General features: G+C 60.6%; 12 protein-coding genes. 5 read left to right on the forward strand and 7 right to left on the reverse strand.

What is annotated here, in order from left to right:
• Positions 1-80: 80 nt before the first annotated feature.
• The 4 genes from pgeF (at position 81) to AC5I5B_RS03610 (ending at position 4020) form a co-directional block, all read left to right on the forward strand.
• Positions 81-875 (forward strand): peptidoglycan editing factor PgeF, encoded by a 795-nt coding sequence (pgeF, locus tag AC5I5B_RS03595; protein WP_004430337.1) that lies wholly within the window; start codon positions 81-83, stop codon positions 873-875.
• A 1-nt stretch (position 876) separates the two neighbouring features.
• Positions 877-2028, forward strand: coding sequence for a M24 family metallopeptidase (locus AC5I5B_RS03600; protein ID WP_065695263.1), 1152 nt, complete (start codon positions 877-879; stop codon positions 2026-2028).
• An 89-nt stretch (positions 2029-2117) separates the two neighbouring features.
• A complete protein-coding gene (locus tag AC5I5B_RS03605) occupies positions 2118-2867 on the forward strand; it encodes a hypothetical protein (protein WP_111834708.1) in 750 nt (249 codons plus the stop codon).
• Between the two features lie 220 nt (positions 2868-3087).
• Positions 3088-4020, forward strand: a complete 933-nt coding sequence (locus tag AC5I5B_RS03610) for a ribose-phosphate pyrophosphokinase (RefSeq protein ID WP_111834772.1) — start codon at positions 3088-3090, stop codon at positions 4018-4020.
• Between the two features lie 232 nt (positions 4021-4252).
• On the opposite strand, the gene AC5I5B_RS03615 is transcribed toward AC5I5B_RS03610, so the two are convergent.
• From AC5I5B_RS03615 to AC5I5B_RS03630, 4 genes are read right to left on the reverse strand one after another with little or no spacing between them, the layout of a single operon-like run.
• A complete protein-coding gene (locus tag AC5I5B_RS03615; protein ID WP_111834707.1) occupies positions 4253-5101 on the reverse strand; it encodes a phosphatase PAP2 family protein in 849 nt (282 codons plus the stop codon).
• The gene (locus AC5I5B_RS03620) at positions 5091-6599 is read right to left on the reverse strand and encodes an ArnT family glycosyltransferase (RefSeq protein ID WP_162695561.1); all 1509 of its coding nucleotides are present in this window, start codon (positions 6597-6599) and stop codon (positions 5091-5093) included. The genes AC5I5B_RS03615 and AC5I5B_RS03620 overlap by 11 nt, the downstream gene beginning before the upstream one ends.
• The gene (locus tag AC5I5B_RS03625; RefSeq protein ID WP_020011353.1) at positions 6574-6861 is read right to left on the reverse strand and encodes a lipid-A-disaccharide synthase N-terminal domain-containing protein; all 288 of its coding nucleotides are present in this window, start codon (positions 6859-6861) and stop codon (positions 6574-6576) included. Before AC5I5B_RS03625 ends, AC5I5B_RS03620 begins: the two co-directional genes overlap by 26 nt.
• A gap of 20 nt (positions 6862-6881) precedes the next feature.
• Positions 6882-7721 (reverse strand): glycosyltransferase family 2 protein, encoded by an 840-nt coding sequence (locus AC5I5B_RS03630; RefSeq protein WP_035212672.1) that lies wholly within the window; start codon positions 7719-7721, stop codon positions 6882-6884.
• Positions 7722-7910: 189 nt separating this feature from the next.
• On the opposite strand from AC5I5B_RS03630, the gene AC5I5B_RS03635 reads away from it, so the two are divergent.
• On the forward strand, positions 7911-10175 hold the full coding sequence (locus AC5I5B_RS03635; protein ID WP_111834706.1) for a methyl-accepting chemotaxis protein: 2265 nt from the start codon (positions 7911-7913) through the stop codon (positions 10173-10175).
• Positions 10176-10315: 140 nt separating this feature from the next.
• On the opposite strand, the gene adh is transcribed toward AC5I5B_RS03635, so the two are convergent.
• From adh to AC5I5B_RS03650, 3 genes are all read right to left on the reverse strand, one after another.
• Positions 10316-11833 (reverse strand): aldehyde dehydrogenase, encoded by a 1518-nt coding sequence (gene adh / locus AC5I5B_RS03640; RefSeq protein WP_004430297.1) that lies wholly within the window; start codon positions 11831-11833, stop codon positions 10316-10318.
• A 173-nt stretch (positions 11834-12006) separates the two neighbouring features.
• Positions 12007-12966 carry a helix-turn-helix domain-containing protein gene (locus AC5I5B_RS03645; protein WP_111834770.1) on the reverse strand — a complete coding sequence of 320 codons (960 nt, stop codon included), beginning with the start codon at positions 12964-12966 and terminating at the stop codon, positions 12007-12009.
• Positions 12967-13071: 105 nt separating this feature from the next.
• Positions 13072-15156 carry a putative bifunctional diguanylate cyclase/phosphodiesterase gene (locus tag AC5I5B_RS03650; RefSeq protein ID WP_111834705.1) on the reverse strand — a complete coding sequence of 695 codons (2085 nt, stop codon included), beginning with the start codon at positions 15154-15156 and terminating at the stop codon, positions 13072-13074.
• Between the last annotated feature and the right edge of the window lie 215 nt (positions 15157-15371).

A 15371-nucleotide genomic window follows, 5' to 3' on the forward strand; every position in this document is an offset into this window, starting at 1 on the left:
AACGCCGCGGCAACCGGAAACATCTCGCTTAACCGTAGCTCACTGGCCAACAGCGATATTCTCCAAGGAACTCCCGCACCATGCAGAACGCAACGCTGCCGCTCCCGCTCCAGTCCCCCCTGCTCGCCGCGTCAGGTGAAAACCGTGTCCGCCACGGTTTCTTCACACGGCAGGGCGGCGTCTCGGAAGGGCTCTATCAGGGCCTCAATGTCGGCCTCGGCTCCCAGGATGAACCCGAAAAGGTGCAGGAAAACCGCCGGCGCGTGACGCAATGGTTCGGCCTGCCCTCAGGCCGCCTCGCCACCGTGCATCAGGTCCATTCCCCCGATGTCCTCGTGGTCGATGACACCTATGACGGCAGCCGCCCGCAGGCGGACGCCATGGTGACGGCAACGCCGGGTTTCGTGCTGGGCGTGCTGAGCGCCGATTGCGGCCCGATCCTGTTTGCCGACGTGGAAGCGGGTGTCGTGGGTGCCGCCCATGCCGGCTGGAAGGGCGCGCTCTTCGGCGTGCTTGAAAATACCATCGAGACCATGACGAAGCTCGGCGCCAGCCGCGAGCGCATCGCTGCCTCGCTCGGGCCTTCCATCAGCCAGAGCAATTATGAGGTCGGGCCGGAATATGTGGCGCGCTTCACCGATATCGATCCGGCCTATGCGGATTATTTCGCCGAGACGGAGAAACAGGGCCACGCCCTGTTCGACCTCAAGCAATTCACCATAGACCGCCTGACCAACGCCGGCGTGAAGGCGGAAAATCTCGGCCTCTGCACTTATCCGGACGAAGAGCGGTTCTATTCCTATCGCCGCACGACCCACCGCGCCGAACCCGATTATGGCCGGCAGATTTCCGCAATCGCAATTCTGGAGGACTGATATGGCCCTGCATTTCGAGCTTTCGGAATTCGATGCCCGTCGCGAGCGGCTGCTCGCGAAAATGGCCGACGAGAAGCTGGACGCGCTGCTGCTTTTCGCGCAGGAAAGCATGTATTGGCTGACCGGCTATGACACTTTCGGCTACTGCTTCTTCCAGACGCTGGTGGTCAAGTCGGACGGCTCCATGACGCTGCTGACCCGTTCAGCGGATCTGCGGCAGGCCCGCAATACCTCCATCGTCGAAAATATCCTCATCTGGGTCGATCGGCCAAATGCCGACCCGACACTCGACCTGAAGAACCTGCTGAGCGATCTCGACCTGCTCGGCGCAAAGATCGGGGTGGAGTACGACACCCATGGCATGACCGGCCGTGTCGCCCGGCTGCTGGACAACCAGCTCGCCAGCTTCTGCCAGATGAGCGACGCCTCCTATCTCGTCAGCACGCTCAGGCTCGTCAAAAGCCCCGCCGAGATCGCCTATGCGCGCAAGGCAGGCCAACTGGCCGACGATGCGCTGGACGCGGCTTTACCGCTGATCAAGCCCGGCGCGGACGAAGCCGCGATCCTGGCGGCGATGCAGGGCGCGGTGCTGGCCGGCGGCGGCGATTATCCCGCCAATGAATTCATCATCGGCTCCGGCGCGGATGCGCTGCTGTGCCGTTACAAGGCAGGCCGTCGCAGGCTCGACGCCAAGGATCAGCTGACGCTCGAATGGGCTGGCGTCAGCGCCCACTACCATGCCGCCATGATGCGCACGGTGGTGATCGGCGAACAGGATTTCCGCCAGAAGGAGCTTTACAGCGCCTGCTTGCAAAACCTCACCGCCATCGAAGAAGTGCTCCACCCCGGCAAGACTTTTGGCGATGTCTTCGACGTCCATGCCCGCGTCATGGACGAACGCGGATTGACCCGCCACCGGCTGAACTCCTGCGGTTATTCGCTGGGTGCGCGTTTCTCGCCCTCCTGGATGGAGCATCAGATGTTCCACGCCGGCAATCCGCAGGAAATCACCGCCGACATGACGCTGTTCGTGCATATGATCGTGATGGATTCCGATTCCGGCACGGCCATGACACTTGGCCAGACCTATCTGACCACCGACGGCGCGCCGGAGCCACTCTCGCGACACAACCTCGATCTTCTCACAGCTTAAATCGCCACCGGGTTTGACAGAGCGGGAAAACCGCCCTTACATTGCGCCACCTTGGGCAAGAAGGAGCGGAACATGAGAGGGAAAATCGCATGAGCCGGACGGGGTACCCCCCCCTTTGTCTGGCCGTCATTGTTCCAGCGCTTGTCCTGGCCCTGTCAGGCTGCAACACGACGGAAGCGCTGACACCGCAGGTGGATGTCGGCCATAACGCTTCGCAATCGACGCCGGTAACGCAGGGCGATCTCGATCAGATGGCGGCCGCAGCCGACCGCGCCCCCACCGGCACCCCGGCAACCGCGACATCCGTTCCCGCCTATGCACCGCAAAACTCGTTGCAGGCGCAGGCACAGGCGCTGTCCAATGGCAGCCAGTATGGCGAACCGCTTCGCCAGAACCAGACCGCAGCCCAGCCCGCCGCAACCGCGCAATCCGCCCCCTCGCAGCAGACGGCGTCACTTGCGCCCGCCTCCTCGGCAAACTCGATCCGCTTCCTGCCCATCATCGGCGCACCCGTTCAGGCGGTGACGCCGCTATCGCGTCAGCTCGGGGCCGAAGCGCGGGCGAAGGGGTTGACCATCCGCGCCTCAAACGACAATTCGGCCGAAAATATCCTGAAGGGATATTTCTCCGCCTTTGCCGATGGCGGCAAGGTCAATATCGTGTACGTCTGGGACATTCTCGACGCCAATGGCGTGCGGCTGCATCGCCTGCAGGGACAGGAGGCGGTGGCGGCAAAAGGCAGCGATCCATGGGCCGCCGTGACCGACAGGGTCATGCAGGATATCGCTGCAAAAACACTCAACGATTATTCGTCATGGAAGCAATCTCAACGCGGATGAGGTGAATCGACGGGAGAAGTCACAGAGATTTCACGAAAATCATTGCGAAAGCGCGGAGTCCTCTTGCAATCGGAAGCAACAGCGCTATTAAGGCGCGCATGGCAACAAGGCGTATCCGGCAAAGGCTTTTCAGCCGGATGTTCCTCCCCTTGAACGACGCTTGGTTACGGTGGATTGAGCCCCGTGGCGCAAGGCGATGGCATGGAAACAGGCGGCCGCAATGAAGGTTTTCGCAGGCAATTCGAACCGGCACCTTGCCGAAGCGATCTGCAAGTATCTTAATGTTCCTCTCGGAAATGCCACTGTAAAGCGGTTTGCTGACCAGGAAATATTCGTAGAAATCAGCGAAAATGTGCGTGGTGAGGACGTTTTTATCGTCCAGTCCACCTCTTTCCCGGCAAATGATCACCTGATGGAACTTCTCATCATGATCGATGCCATGCGCCGCTCCTCGGCCAAGCGCATCACGGCGGTGCTACCCTATTTCGGTTACGCCCGCCAGGACCGCAAGGCCGGGCCCCGCACCCCGATTTCCGCCAAGCTCGTTGCCAATCTGATTACCGAAGCCGGCGCCGACCGCGTTCTCACCCTCGATCTTCATGCCGGCCAGATTCAGGGCTTCTTCGATATCCCCACCGACAATCTCTTCGCAGCACCAATTCTCGCCCGCGACGTGAAGGACCATTACGACACCAACAATGTCATGGTCGTTTCACCAGACGTCGGCGGCGTGGTCCGCGCCCGCGCACTCGCCAAACGTCTCGACTGTCTTCTGGCCATCGTCGACAAGCGCCGTGACCGTCCGGGCGAATCCGAAGTCATGAACGTCATCGGCGATGTCTCCAGCAAGGACTGCATCCTCATCGACGATATCGTCGATTCCGGCGGCACGCTCTGTAACGCCGCGGAAGCATTGCTGAAAAAGGGCGCGACCAGCGTCACCGCCTATATCACCCACGGTGTGCTTTCCGGCGGCGCGGTTGCGCGTGTGGCTTCCTCGAAGCTGCGCGAACTCGTCATCACCGACAGCATCCAGCCGACCACCGGTGTCCAGTCCGCGCATAATATCCGCGTGGTCAGCACCGCAGGCCTGCTCGGCGAGGCAATCAACCGCACCGCACAGGAACAGTCGGTTTCCGGCCTGTTCGACTAAAGAACTTCGCCAATCGCCCTTAGCGCTGCCAACTGCTGTCCGGTTTAATTTCCGGGCAGGCTGCCGATCGGGCTAACATTCTCTCGGCGTCATCCTCAGCCCTGTGCCGAGGTTTCAGTCACGTTGAATAAAATCATTAGGTCGCAAATCCTCGGGACAAGCCCGAGGGTGACGCAGGAGCGTCTGGCGTTCGTCGCCATTCATCGCATGGATGCAGCGCCCGACCTTCCGCTTAAGACGAGGCCGCACCCGCATCCGGCGGCCGCTGCAGACGGGAGGCGGCGGCCTTGATTTTCGGCCACCAGCGCCGAACCCGGGTCAGGACGGCATGGCGACCATTGCGCCAGATGCTGACCGTATCGGCCGAGACGGCATTACCCGTGAACAGGTGACGGTGGCGGTTTACCGCCAGCACCCGGTAGAGAAACAGGGTCGTCAGGGCGGAAAACAGGATGGACATCACCACATCGCTGAGGAAATGCCCACCGGCCGCGATGCGCAAGCCGGACATGAGGATGATCATGCCGGCGGCAGTGCTTCCCATCACGAACCGTCCGCGCCATTGCAGCCGGGGCCAGACGAGCACGCAGAGCGGCAGGAAGAAACTGGCGATCAGGGCGGTTTCACCTGAGGAAAACGAGCAGTTTGAATAACATTGCGTGCTGAACTGGAAAGGCGGCGTGAAAAGCTGCTGCCCGCCGAACTCGGTAATGCTGAACGGGCGGGCGCGACCGATGGTCGCCTTCAGCACGCCATTGACGAAAAGACCGGCACAGAGGATCACGGGCCCGCACAGGAAGGCCCAGACGCGCCATCCGGTTCTCTGTAGAGTACCCAGCCGCAGATTGCCGACAAGGATCACGAAAACCAGAAGAGTGGCAAGCTCCGTACCTTCACGCAGCGTATCCCGCAGCCATTCGGGAAACGGTTCACGGCCGGACCATGGCTGCTCGACGGGAGAGAAAAACAGCGCGGAGAACCTGAGATCGATGGAGGGAAAAGTCGCAAACAGGATGACGATCGCCAATGTGGCGAGTGTCAGCCAGATCGTGATCCGCATATGCGAAAGATCATTGTCCATTGCTGCCCTCCGGCATGCATTTCGGTAGCAGGCGCCAGAGGCCGATTTCCCTGCCCTCGAGGAAACCCGGCCCGGCGGTCCAGCGCGCAACCGGCGCTTCGCCGACAAGGCAGGCCGGCAGGCCATCCGCGCTTGCCAGGAACAGGGGATTTTTCGCCTCGCCAGCTTTCAGCGGATAAAGAAGAGCATAGTGACTGGAGGGCACGCCGGTTTCGGGCAATGCCCGCGTCAGCACCTGTTTTTCGTCCCGCAATTGATAAAAAAGCTCGGCCAGTATCGAACGATCATTGGCGACGATGGCATCCGCCCCCGCCTCACGCGCCCGTGACAGGCCGGTCGACACCAGCTCGGCGCGCCCGAGATACCGCGCCATCGCCAGTTCACCTTTCGGCAGGCGCAATTGCGTTCCGGCAATGGTCATCAGCGGCAGCACGACGGCCACGATGCCACCAAGCACGAGGGTGGACACGGTGAGCCAGCGCCGCGACGCCAGCACCGGCACCGCCAGAAGCACGCCGGCCGCATAGGCTCCGACCGCCCAGTTGGCGAGCGCCCGCGACATCAAACCCTGCGCGGTGATCAGCAGAACGATCGGCACCGAAAGCGCGACCAGCGCCCGGGCTTCACCGGTCCTGGCGCGGATTGTCGCGACGATCATGCCAGCGAAAACGAATGGTCCGACCACGCCCGCCTGCGAGAAGAAGAACTCCAGCGCGGAGCCGATCTTCAACTGGACGCCATGCCAGTTCGCATTGTCGGCCGTGTGGCGTGCGGTCATGAAATCATGCGCAGCGTTCCACCACAGATTGGGCGCGATGACGGCAACGCAGACCAGTGCCGCAATCGCCGCGTCACGCAGCCGGATGCGCCATGCCTCGCAAAGCCAGCCGGCGGCGATGAAGCAGGGCAGAAAATAGATCATCGCATATTTCGACATCAGCCCGAGGCCGAAAGAGAGACCGAGAGCGATGCTCCAGCCCAACGCCGGCCTGCCCTCGCCGCGGACGAGCGCAAGCTTGCGCACGGAGATCATCGACAACGCGATGAACAGCATCATCGGCGTATCGGTCGAGATCAGCAGGCTGCCGAGCGTCACGGCCGGCAAGGTCAGATAGATCACCGCAGCCAGCGAGCCCAGCCTGACATCGTAGATCATACGCCCCAGCACAAGGATCGCCGCCGCCGCCACGCCGTGCACCACGGGTGCGGCCAGCCGCACCTGAAAAGTGCCCTCGCCGCCGCCCAGAATGGTTGCCGCGCGAATGAGCCAGCCGATCAGCGGCGGCTTGGAATAGGCGCCGAGCGCCATCTCGCGGCCCCAGAGCCAATATTGCGCCTCATCGACAAAAAGGTCGGTGCGGTTGAAGGCCAGACCAAGGACGCGCAGGGCGGTTACGAGGACAATCGCTGAAAACGCAAATGTCAGCCATCGGCGCTCATCGCCTGCCTGCGCATAAGGCATCGTCGCCGCCTCATGCATGCTGGCGGCGTTCTGCATGAATCAACCAGAGATTTCGGGCATAGATGAAAAGGCCGGAGGCCTGCCCGATGATAAAGACCGGATCGCGCCGCCAGATGGCGTAGGACAAAAGCACCAGACCGCCAATAACGGAAAAATACCAGAACGCCACGGGAATGACCGAGCGGTTGGCCCGTTCCGAGGAAATCCATTGAACCAGAAAACGCATGGTAAACAGCATCTGGCCCATGAAGCCGGTGCAGACCCACAGAAATTCCTTCCAGCTGTTCACATGCAGCATGGACCATAAAGCCGGTGCATTCACGGCAATGTCTCCGTTTTGAAAGTTTCAGCCCAGCTTGACCGCTTGCGCCGGCGCAAAAGCCAGGCGACACCGATCAGATCGTGGATGCCGACAAGCGCGCGGCCGATATTGGTGTAATGGGAATTTCCATGTAGCCGCGCCCGGTGCGTGACGTCGACATGGGCAACCTGCCAGCCGTCGCGACTGAACAGCGCCGGAAAATAGCGGTGGTGATGATCGAAATAGGGCAAGGCGAGATAGGCGTCGCGGCGGAAGGCCTTGAGACCGCAGCCTGTATCGCGCGTGCCATCCTTCAATATCCGCGCCCGAAGCCCGTTGGCGAAGCGGGAGGAAAGGCGTTTTCCAAGCGTATCACGCCGGCCGACACGCTGGCCGGCGACGAGGCCGAGCCGGCTCGAGGCGCTGGCGGAGAGAAGCGGCGCAAGAAGTGCCGGCAGATTGTCCGGCGGGTTTTGCCCGTCTCCATCAAGCATGCAGATGACAGCCGCTCGCGCCGCCTGCACGCCGCTATGGATCGCCGCCGATTGCCCGCCCTGGCGGTCATGCCGGACGAGCCGCAACATCGGATAACGGTCACCGAGCGCAAGCACCGCCTGAACCGTGCCGTCGGCAGATGCGTCGTCCACCACCACGATCTCGAAGGCGCCAACCGGCTGGCAGGCAGCAACGATCTCAGCCACGAGCGTTTCGACGCTCGCTTCCTCATTGTGCATCGGCACGACAACGGCGAAATCCGGCCTCGGTCTCACGCTGGCTCCGTTATATCCGTCTGCATTCAGTCCGCAGACATCATTGATAGTGGCGAGAGAAGGAGCGCGAAAAGCTTGCATGAACATGAACAGCCGTTGAACTTCACCCGATATGCGCCCGTTCTATTGCAGTTTTATTACGGGAAACGCCTCAGTGGCGGCCGGTTATTTTTTCACGGTATGCGGGAAATAATCGTACAATTCGCAGTGCTTTTAACGCGGCCGTAAGCAATTTTTGTCACCGTGCGCTCACGTTTTTTTGGGGGAGGAAACAGGATGCCGGGTGGGAATCCGACTGCTGTAAAAGCTAAATCATTGTCGATAAAAGCTAAATTTGCTGCGCTCGTCACGGGTGCAACGCTGGTTTCATGCCTGTCCGTGGGGTTATTGTCCTACGAGATGGGCAAGTCGGGCCTGATCGACGCCAGCGAAATCAGGCTCGAAACGGTTGCAAGCAACCAGTCCAAACAGCTTGACGCCTATACTTTGCGTGTCGAACAGAGCATTTCCGAACTGTCGCAAAATGCCGCGGTCGCGCAGGCGCTGGAGACGATGACCACGGTCGTGCCGACGGAAAGGGATGCGATCCTTCAGGCGTTCCGTCGCGAGGGCGTCTCCGAGGAGGAGCGCGCCTCCTTCAACGGCGAAGGTCTGCGACTGCTTTACGCCATTCGCCATGCCACCATCAACTCCACCATCGCCAGCGTCTGGCGCAACACCCGCGTCAGCGACATCTATGTGATCGACAAGAGCGGTCTCATTATCTACACCGTGACCAAGGGGAAAAACTTCCTGACCAGCGTGACGGAACCGCAGAACGCCGCGATCAAGGAGCTGTTCGACCGCATCGAGGCCGGCAAGGACGGTGTCGTCAGCACCACCGGCTTCAGCGGCGGGGAAAATGATTCGGCCATGATCGGCATGCCGCTCGCCGTCTCCAACTGGGGCCAGCTGCAGCGCAAGGGCGCCGTCATCATGCGCATCGCCGCCGATCGCATCGGTGCGGTCGTGACGCCTGAGGAAACCGGCAAGACCATCGATGACGCCGTTCTTCTGAATGCCGACGGCAAACGACGGGCTGGCGTTCTTTCGGGCGGCGCGGATGCCGCCGTTTCCGAAAGCCTCGCGGCTCTTTCCAACGCAAACGACGCCGGAACGGTGATGGCGCAGACACCTGCGGGCAACATCTTCTATGCCTATCGCCCGGTCTCCGTCTTCGGACAGAAACATCTTCTGGCCATCGGTCAGCAGGAGAGCAAGGTTCTCGCCGCCGCCAACGATCTCGCCTTCTGGGCGACGCTTGCGACACTGGCCGTGCTTGCGATCATGACGCTGATCGGCATTTTCGTTTCCGCTGGTCTCACAAAACCGCTGACCGGCCTTGCCGGGCTGATGGAGCGCCTGAACGGCGGCGAGAACAATATCGAGATCAAGGCCGTTACGCGCGGCGATGAGATCGGCACCATGGCGCGCGCGCTGGAATCCTTCCGCCAGGGCATTCTGGACAAGCAGCGCATGGAAACGGAAGCCCATCGCAAAGGCGAGGAACTGGATGAGGAACGCGCCCAGCGGGAGATGGAAAAAGCAAGAAGCGCCAGGGAACTGGAAGAAGCCGTCGATGCCCTTGCCACCGGCCTTGCCAATCTTGCCGCCGGCAGGCTCGATCTTCGCATCGAGAAATCCTTTGTGCCGTCACTCGATCACCTGCGCGTCGACTTCAACAACTCCATGGCGGGCCTGGAAGCGACGATCTCCAATATTGGCGAAAGCGCAAACGCCATCCGCTCTGGCTCCGGCGAACTGAAAAGCGCATCGGAAGACCTGTCGCGGCGCACGGAACGCCAGGCCGCAGCCCTTGAGGAAGCGGCCGCCGCACTGGGAGACATGACGCAGGCTGTCAATGTGTCCTTGTCGCGCTGCAATGTCGCCGTCGAGGCGACGGCGGGCACGATGCAGGACGCCCATAAATCCACGGCTGTCGTGAAAGAAGCGATCGTCGCGATGGAACGCATCGAGACCTCGTCGGCAAAGATCCGCCAGATCATCGACGTCATCGACCAGATCGCCTTCCAGACCAATCTGCTGGCGCTGAATGCCGGCGTGGAAGCCGCCCGCGCCGGCGAAGCCGGAAAGGGCTTTGCCGTTGTGGCGCAGGAGGTTCGTGAGCTTGCCCAGAAATCGGCAGCCGCCGCCCGTGACATCACGACGCTGATCGCCACATCTGCGGGTGACGTGGAAAGCGGCGTGGCGCTGGTGCTGAAGACCGGTGAAAGCCTGGAGCAGATCCAGAAGCGCATCCAGTCGGTCAATGACCAGATCGGTGAAATCGCCACCGCATCACGCGAACAGTCCGGCCGCCTCAGCGAAATCAATGCTTCCGTCAACGAACTCGACCATGTGACGCAGCAGAATGCGGCCATGGTGGAAGAAACGACGGCCGCAGCCTTCTCGCTATCCAGCGAGGCGGACGGCCTGACGGAACAGGTGGGGCAATTCTCCGTCGCCGCCATACGGCAGCGGGACCAGCGTTACGCGGCATAAACCGCAACGAAAAAGGCCGGAGGCAAAACCTCCGGCCTTTTATTTTGCCTGACAACCCGATCCGGGCTCCCAGGGGCCGGAGCCCCTGGGAACACGCCGGCTTGATCGTGATGATCCGTCGCCGGCTTCCGGGGAGGAACTCAGAAGAAGCCGACCTTGTTCGGGCTATAGGACACGAGCAGGTTCTTGGTCTGCTGATAGTGATCGAGCATCATCTTGTGGGTCTCGCGACCGATGCCCGACTGCTTGTAACCGCCGAAGGCGGCACCTGCCGGATAGACGTGATAGCAGTTCGTCCACACACGGCCCGCCTCGATGCCCCGGCCGGCCCGGTAGGCAATGTTCGTATCGCGGCTCCACACGCCCGCGCCCAAACCGTAAACCGTGTCATTGGCGATTTCGAGCGCTTCTTCCACCGTCTTGAAGGTGGTGACGGAGACAACGGGACCGAAGATTTCCTCCTGGAAAATCCGCATCTTGTTGTTGCCTTCAAAGACGGTTGGCTGAATGTAATAGCCATCCTTCAGATCACCCGTGAGCGTCTTGCGGTCGCCGCCGGTCAGAACCTTGGCGCCTTCCTTCTTGCCGATCTCCAGATAGCTCATGATCTTGTCGAACTGTTCCTGCGACGCCTGCGCGCCCAGCATGGTCGACGGATTGAGCGGATCGTCCTGGCTGATGGCCTGAACTCGCTTGATCGCCTTTTCCATGAAGCGGTCATAAATCGATTCATGAACCAGCGCTCGTGAGGGGCATGTGCAGACCTCACCCTGGTTAAGCGCAAAGAAAGCGAAACCTTCGAGCGCCTTGTCGAGGAAGGCGTCGTCCTCGTTCATCACGTCGGCAAAGAAGATGTTCGGCGACTTGCCGCCAAGCTCCAGCGTGATGTTGGTGACGTTATCGGCTGCATAGCGCATGATTTCCTTACCGACCGAGGTGGAGCCGGTAAACGCGATCTTGGCGATGCGGTTGCTCTGCGCCAGCGGCTTTCCGGCTTCCAGGCCCGTGCCGTTGACGATGTTGAGGACGCCGGGCGGCAACAGATCTTCGATCAGTTCCATCACGACAAGAATGGAGGCCGGCGTCTGTTCGGCCGGCTTCAGCACCACGCAATTGCCGGCGGCAAGCGCCGGCGCAAGTTTCCACGCGGCCATCAGGATCGGGAAGTTCCACGGAATGATCTGGCCGACGACACCCAGCGGCTCATGGAAGTGATAGGCGACCGTGTCATTGTCGATTTCGCCGATCGTGCCTTCCTGTGCACGAATGCAGCCCGCGAAATAACGGAAATGGTCGATCGTCAGCGGAATATCCGCATTGGTCGTCTCGCGCAGCGGCTTGCCATTATCCCAGGTTTCGGCCCGTGCGATGAGATCGAGATTGTCCTCGATACGCTGGGCGATCCTGAGCAGGATGTTGGAGCGTTCGGTTACGCTGGTCTTGCCCCACTTCTCTCTTGCCTTGTGGGCGGCATCCAGTGCGAACTCGATATCAGCCGCATCCGAGCGGGGAACTTCGCAGATCTTGTGGCCGGTGACCGGCGAAAGATTATCCATGTAGCGGCCGGATTTCGGCTCCACCCATTTGCCGCCGATGTAATTGCCGTATTTCAGCTTGAAGGGCGCTTCGCCCGCTTTCTGCTGAACCTGAATATTCATGATTTCATCCTCCCTGATGAAAACGATCCGCGACGGACCGCATGGGAGAAAGGTGGGCCTAGATGGCGCTGTTCGGTAGAGGGGCGGCGCTGTTCCGCAGCGCACATTGTCTCACATCTGCGACAAAGGCGCTCCGATCCGGCATGATTGGCCGGATCGCAACCGCCTGGACCTCAATGCACGTCGAATTTCTTCATCTTGCGATGAAGCGTGGCGCGGCTGATGCCGAGCAGCGAGGCGGCCTGCGTGACGTTGCCGTTGGTGCGAGACAACACACGCCGAAGCGCCGAGCGTTCCGCTTCCGCAAGGTCGGAACCGCTGTCGTGGCGCTGCTCCTGCAGAATATCCGCAGCGGGCAGGCCCTGCGCGATCAGGGTATCATCGAGCTTCAGCGCAAGGCGTGCGGCGCGGGTTGCACCCAGCACAAGATCGTCCTGATCCACCGCAAGCAAAGAAAGCGCCGCGCCAAAACCACTCGGCACCACAACGATGCGCGCGCCCGGAAAGGCGCGACGGAAAAGATTGCCCTCGATGCGCTGCGCCGCATCCTTCACCGCCTGGGTGACGAAAGAGAAGGTCATCTCGTTGATGTCATCGCGGCAGGTGGAAATATCGAGTGCGCCCGTCACCCGGCCGGTATGGTCACGAATGGGCGCCGTGGTGCAGCAGAGTTCGGTATTCGACGTGAAGAAATGCTGGTCGCGATAAACCACCACCGAACGCTCATCGACGAGCGCCGTGCCGATGCCGTTGGTGCCCACGCTCGCCTCGCTCCAGACAGCGCCGGACCAGAGACCAAGCGCTCGGAACTCTCGGTCATCGCCGGCCGCACCGCGTCTTTCCAGGGCAACACCATGCGCATCGGTCAAAAGCAGGCAGCAGCCGGATTTGCCGACACTTTGGAAAATGCGGTCAAGTTCATCCGTGCTTTCGGCAATCAGGCCGGCCGCACTTTCACGGGCGCGGCGGAATTCATACTCGCTGAGAAAGATCGGCTTGCGGTTTTCCTCCGGTGCAAGATGATGTTTGACCATGCAGCGACGCCAGGAGGCGACAATCGGAGAACTTGCGGCGGCGGAACGGTGGCGCGCAGTTTCATACACGCGTTCCGCATGGGCGATGTCTGTCGGCATACGCTCCTCCCAAAGCTTTTCGGCGATGGTGCGCTGGAAGCGTTCACGTTTCAACAAAAAATTTCGCGACCACCATTGCCGGGCGCAACCGCGGGCTGCGCCAGACTATCGGACCGCCTTGAAATAACGCCGGCCGGCGCTCGCTTCCGTTTCATCCTCGGTCGAGAGAAACGTATCGTCCACGAGATTGGCGATGGAGGTCAGCGGTCCGGGCTTGCCGAAGAAGAAGCCCTGAACCTGCAGGCAGCCTTCGCGCCGCAGGAACTCGATATGGGCCTTCGTCTCTACCCCTTCCGCAAGCACCGGAATATTGAGGCTGTGCGCCAGAATGAGCGTCGAGCGAACGATCGCCTCCGACTGCACGTTGGTCGACAGGCCATCAATGAAGGCGCGGTCGATCTTGATCTTGTCGAAGGGGAAACTCTGCAGGGTCGAAAGCGAGGAATAACCCGTGCCGTAGTCGTCCATCGCGATCTTGACGCCGAGCGACTTGAGTTTGCGGATGGTAAGGAGCGCGTGGCGATGGTCGGCGATAATGCTGCCTTCGGTGATTTCCAGCTCGAGCCTTTCCGGCGCAAGCCCCGTCTCGACAATAATTTTCTCAACCTTGTCAGGGAAATCATTATCCGCAAGCTGCTGCGGCGCGACGTTTACGGCGATGGCAAGCGATTTTTTCCACTGAGCGGCCTGCACGCAGGCTTCTCGCAGAACCCATTCGCCCAGTTCGACGATAAAGCCGGTCTGTTCCGCGATCGGAATGAATTCGGTCGGGGAGACCATGCCGCGTTCCGGATGGTTCCAGCGCAAAAGCGCTTCGAAACCAACAATGCTGCCGCTTTTGGTGTCGTTCTGCTGCTGGTAATAAAGCTCGAACTCGTTATTGGCGAGGCCGCTGCGCATGGCGACGGCAAGCACGTTACGCTCACGCGCGGCCTCGTCCATGGATTTGTCGTAAAAGCAGATCGTATCGGAAGTACCGCTTTTTGCCCGGTACATGGCGACGTCAGCCTGGGCCATCAGCGTATCGGCATCGATGGAGCCGGTATTGCGAACCGATATGCCGACACTTGCGCCGACCGAAAATGTCTGCCCGTTCCATTCCACCGGCTTGCTGATCTGCTCGATCAATCGCTGGGCGAACTCCGCACCGTCGGCGCGGGTATAATAGGAATGGGTCATCGCCACGAATTCATCGCCGCCCATGCGGGCCAGGAACTCCCCGGCTTTCAGCACGGAACTCGCACGGTCGGCGATGGCGCGCAGCACCGCGTCGCCCGCCGCATGGCCATGCACGTCATTGATTTCCTTGAAACGGTCGAGATCGATGGACAGAAGCGCGGTATGCGCGCCCAGCGAGACATGGCGCGTGCGACGATTGAGATGCTCGATGAATGCCGCCCGGTTGGGAATGCCCGTCAGCGGATCGTGCAGCGAAAGATGACGATAGCGGGCAACCGCCTGCTGGGTGGACTGGGCGTCGATGACATAGGTGGAAAGCCCGAGCGCCAGAAGCAGCAGCGTCACCGCAATGGCGCCTCCGCCCATGATGGCCGGCGGCAGCAGATTTTCCGGAATGATGATGCGCGGGTCAAACGCGAAGGACATCGAGGCCATGCCGGTATAATGCATCGAGGCAATGGCGAGGATGAGAAACGCCACCGCGCTATATTGGCAGAAACGGTTGAGAGGCCGGGCAATGCGATTGACCGCAATGGCGCCGAACACCGCCCCTAGCACCAGCGAGGCGATGACATAGGCCTGATCCCAGAAAATCATGCCCTGAACATTATAGGCCGCCATGCCGGTGTAATGCATGGCCGCAATGCCGAGGCCGAGGATCATGCCGCCAGCTTCCACCAGCACGCTGCGCCCGCCATAGGCGGAAATGCCGAAGCCGGCAGTCGTTGTGGTAATGGCGATCAGAAGCGATAGCCCGGTCAAATAGGGATCGTATCCTACATCACCCGCGGCGACATAGCCCAGCATCGCCACGAAATGGGTGGTCCATATCGCCGCCCCGCCGTTGACGCCCGCCAGAAACAGCCAGTTGACCTTCTGCACCCCCGTTGCCAGACGTGCTTTCGAAAAAAGGCGCATCGAAACGAAACTACCCAGCATGCAGACGAAGACCGCTGCGACGGTGTATCGATAGTCGTGATCGATGGTGAGGCACTGGAGAACTTTGAGCATTGTCATCTACGCAATTGGAATTCTGCGCAGCCATATCATTCGCCAAGTTTTCACCCGGTTTATGTGGATGGATAAGCATATATTAAAAGTTGCAACACACGGATGAATTAGTGAATACTAATAAAATTATAAAGCGGCACCCGTGAAAACGGGGCCACTCTTGTCTTTGGCTTCCGTTTGTATTATAGCGCCCGCACCCGTGTAGACACCCTTGG

This window comes from Agrobacterium sp. (assembly GCF_059499945.1).

Coding starts and splice junctions, on each gene's coding strand:
- pgeF (WP_004430337.1), top strand. CDS start 81: ATGCAGAACGCAACGCTGCCGCTCCCGCTCCAGTCCCCCCTGCTCGCC.
- AC5I5B_RS03600 (WP_065695263.1), top strand. CDS start 877: ATGGCCCTGCATTTCGAGCTTTCGGAATTCGATGCCCGTCGCGAGCGG.
- AC5I5B_RS03605 (WP_111834708.1), top strand. CDS start 2,118: ATGAGCCGGACGGGGTACCCCCCCCTTTGTCTGGCCGTCATTGTTCCA.
- AC5I5B_RS03610 (WP_111834772.1), top strand. CDS start 3,088: ATGAAGGTTTTCGCAGGCAATTCGAACCGGCACCTTGCCGAAGCGATC.
- AC5I5B_RS03615 (WP_111834707.1), bottom strand. CDS start 5,101: ATGGACAATGATCTTTCGCATATGCGGATCACGATCTGGCTGACACTC.
- AC5I5B_RS03620 (WP_162695561.1), bottom strand. CDS start 6,599: ATGCAGAACGCCGCCAGCATGCATGAGGCGGCGACGATGCCTTATGCG.
- AC5I5B_RS03625 (WP_020011353.1), bottom strand. CDS start 6,861: ATGCTGCATGTGAACAGCTGGAAGGAATTTCTGTGGGTCTGCACCGGC.
- AC5I5B_RS03630 (WP_035212672.1), bottom strand. CDS start 7,721: ATGTTCATGCAAGCTTTTCGCGCTCCTTCTCTCGCCACTATCAATGAT.
- AC5I5B_RS03635 (WP_111834706.1), top strand. CDS start 7,911: ATGCCGGGTGGGAATCCGACTGCTGTAAAAGCTAAATCATTGTCGATA.
- adh (WP_004430297.1), bottom strand. CDS start 11,833: ATGAATATTCAGGTTCAGCAGAAAGCGGGCGAAGCGCCCTTCAAGCTG.
- AC5I5B_RS03645 (WP_111834770.1), bottom strand. CDS start 12,966: ATGCCGACAGACATCGCCCATGCGGAACGCGTGTATGAAACTGCGCGC.
- AC5I5B_RS03650 (WP_111834705.1), bottom strand. CDS start 15,156: ATGCTCAAAGTTCTCCAGTGCCTCACCATCGATCACGACTATCGATAC.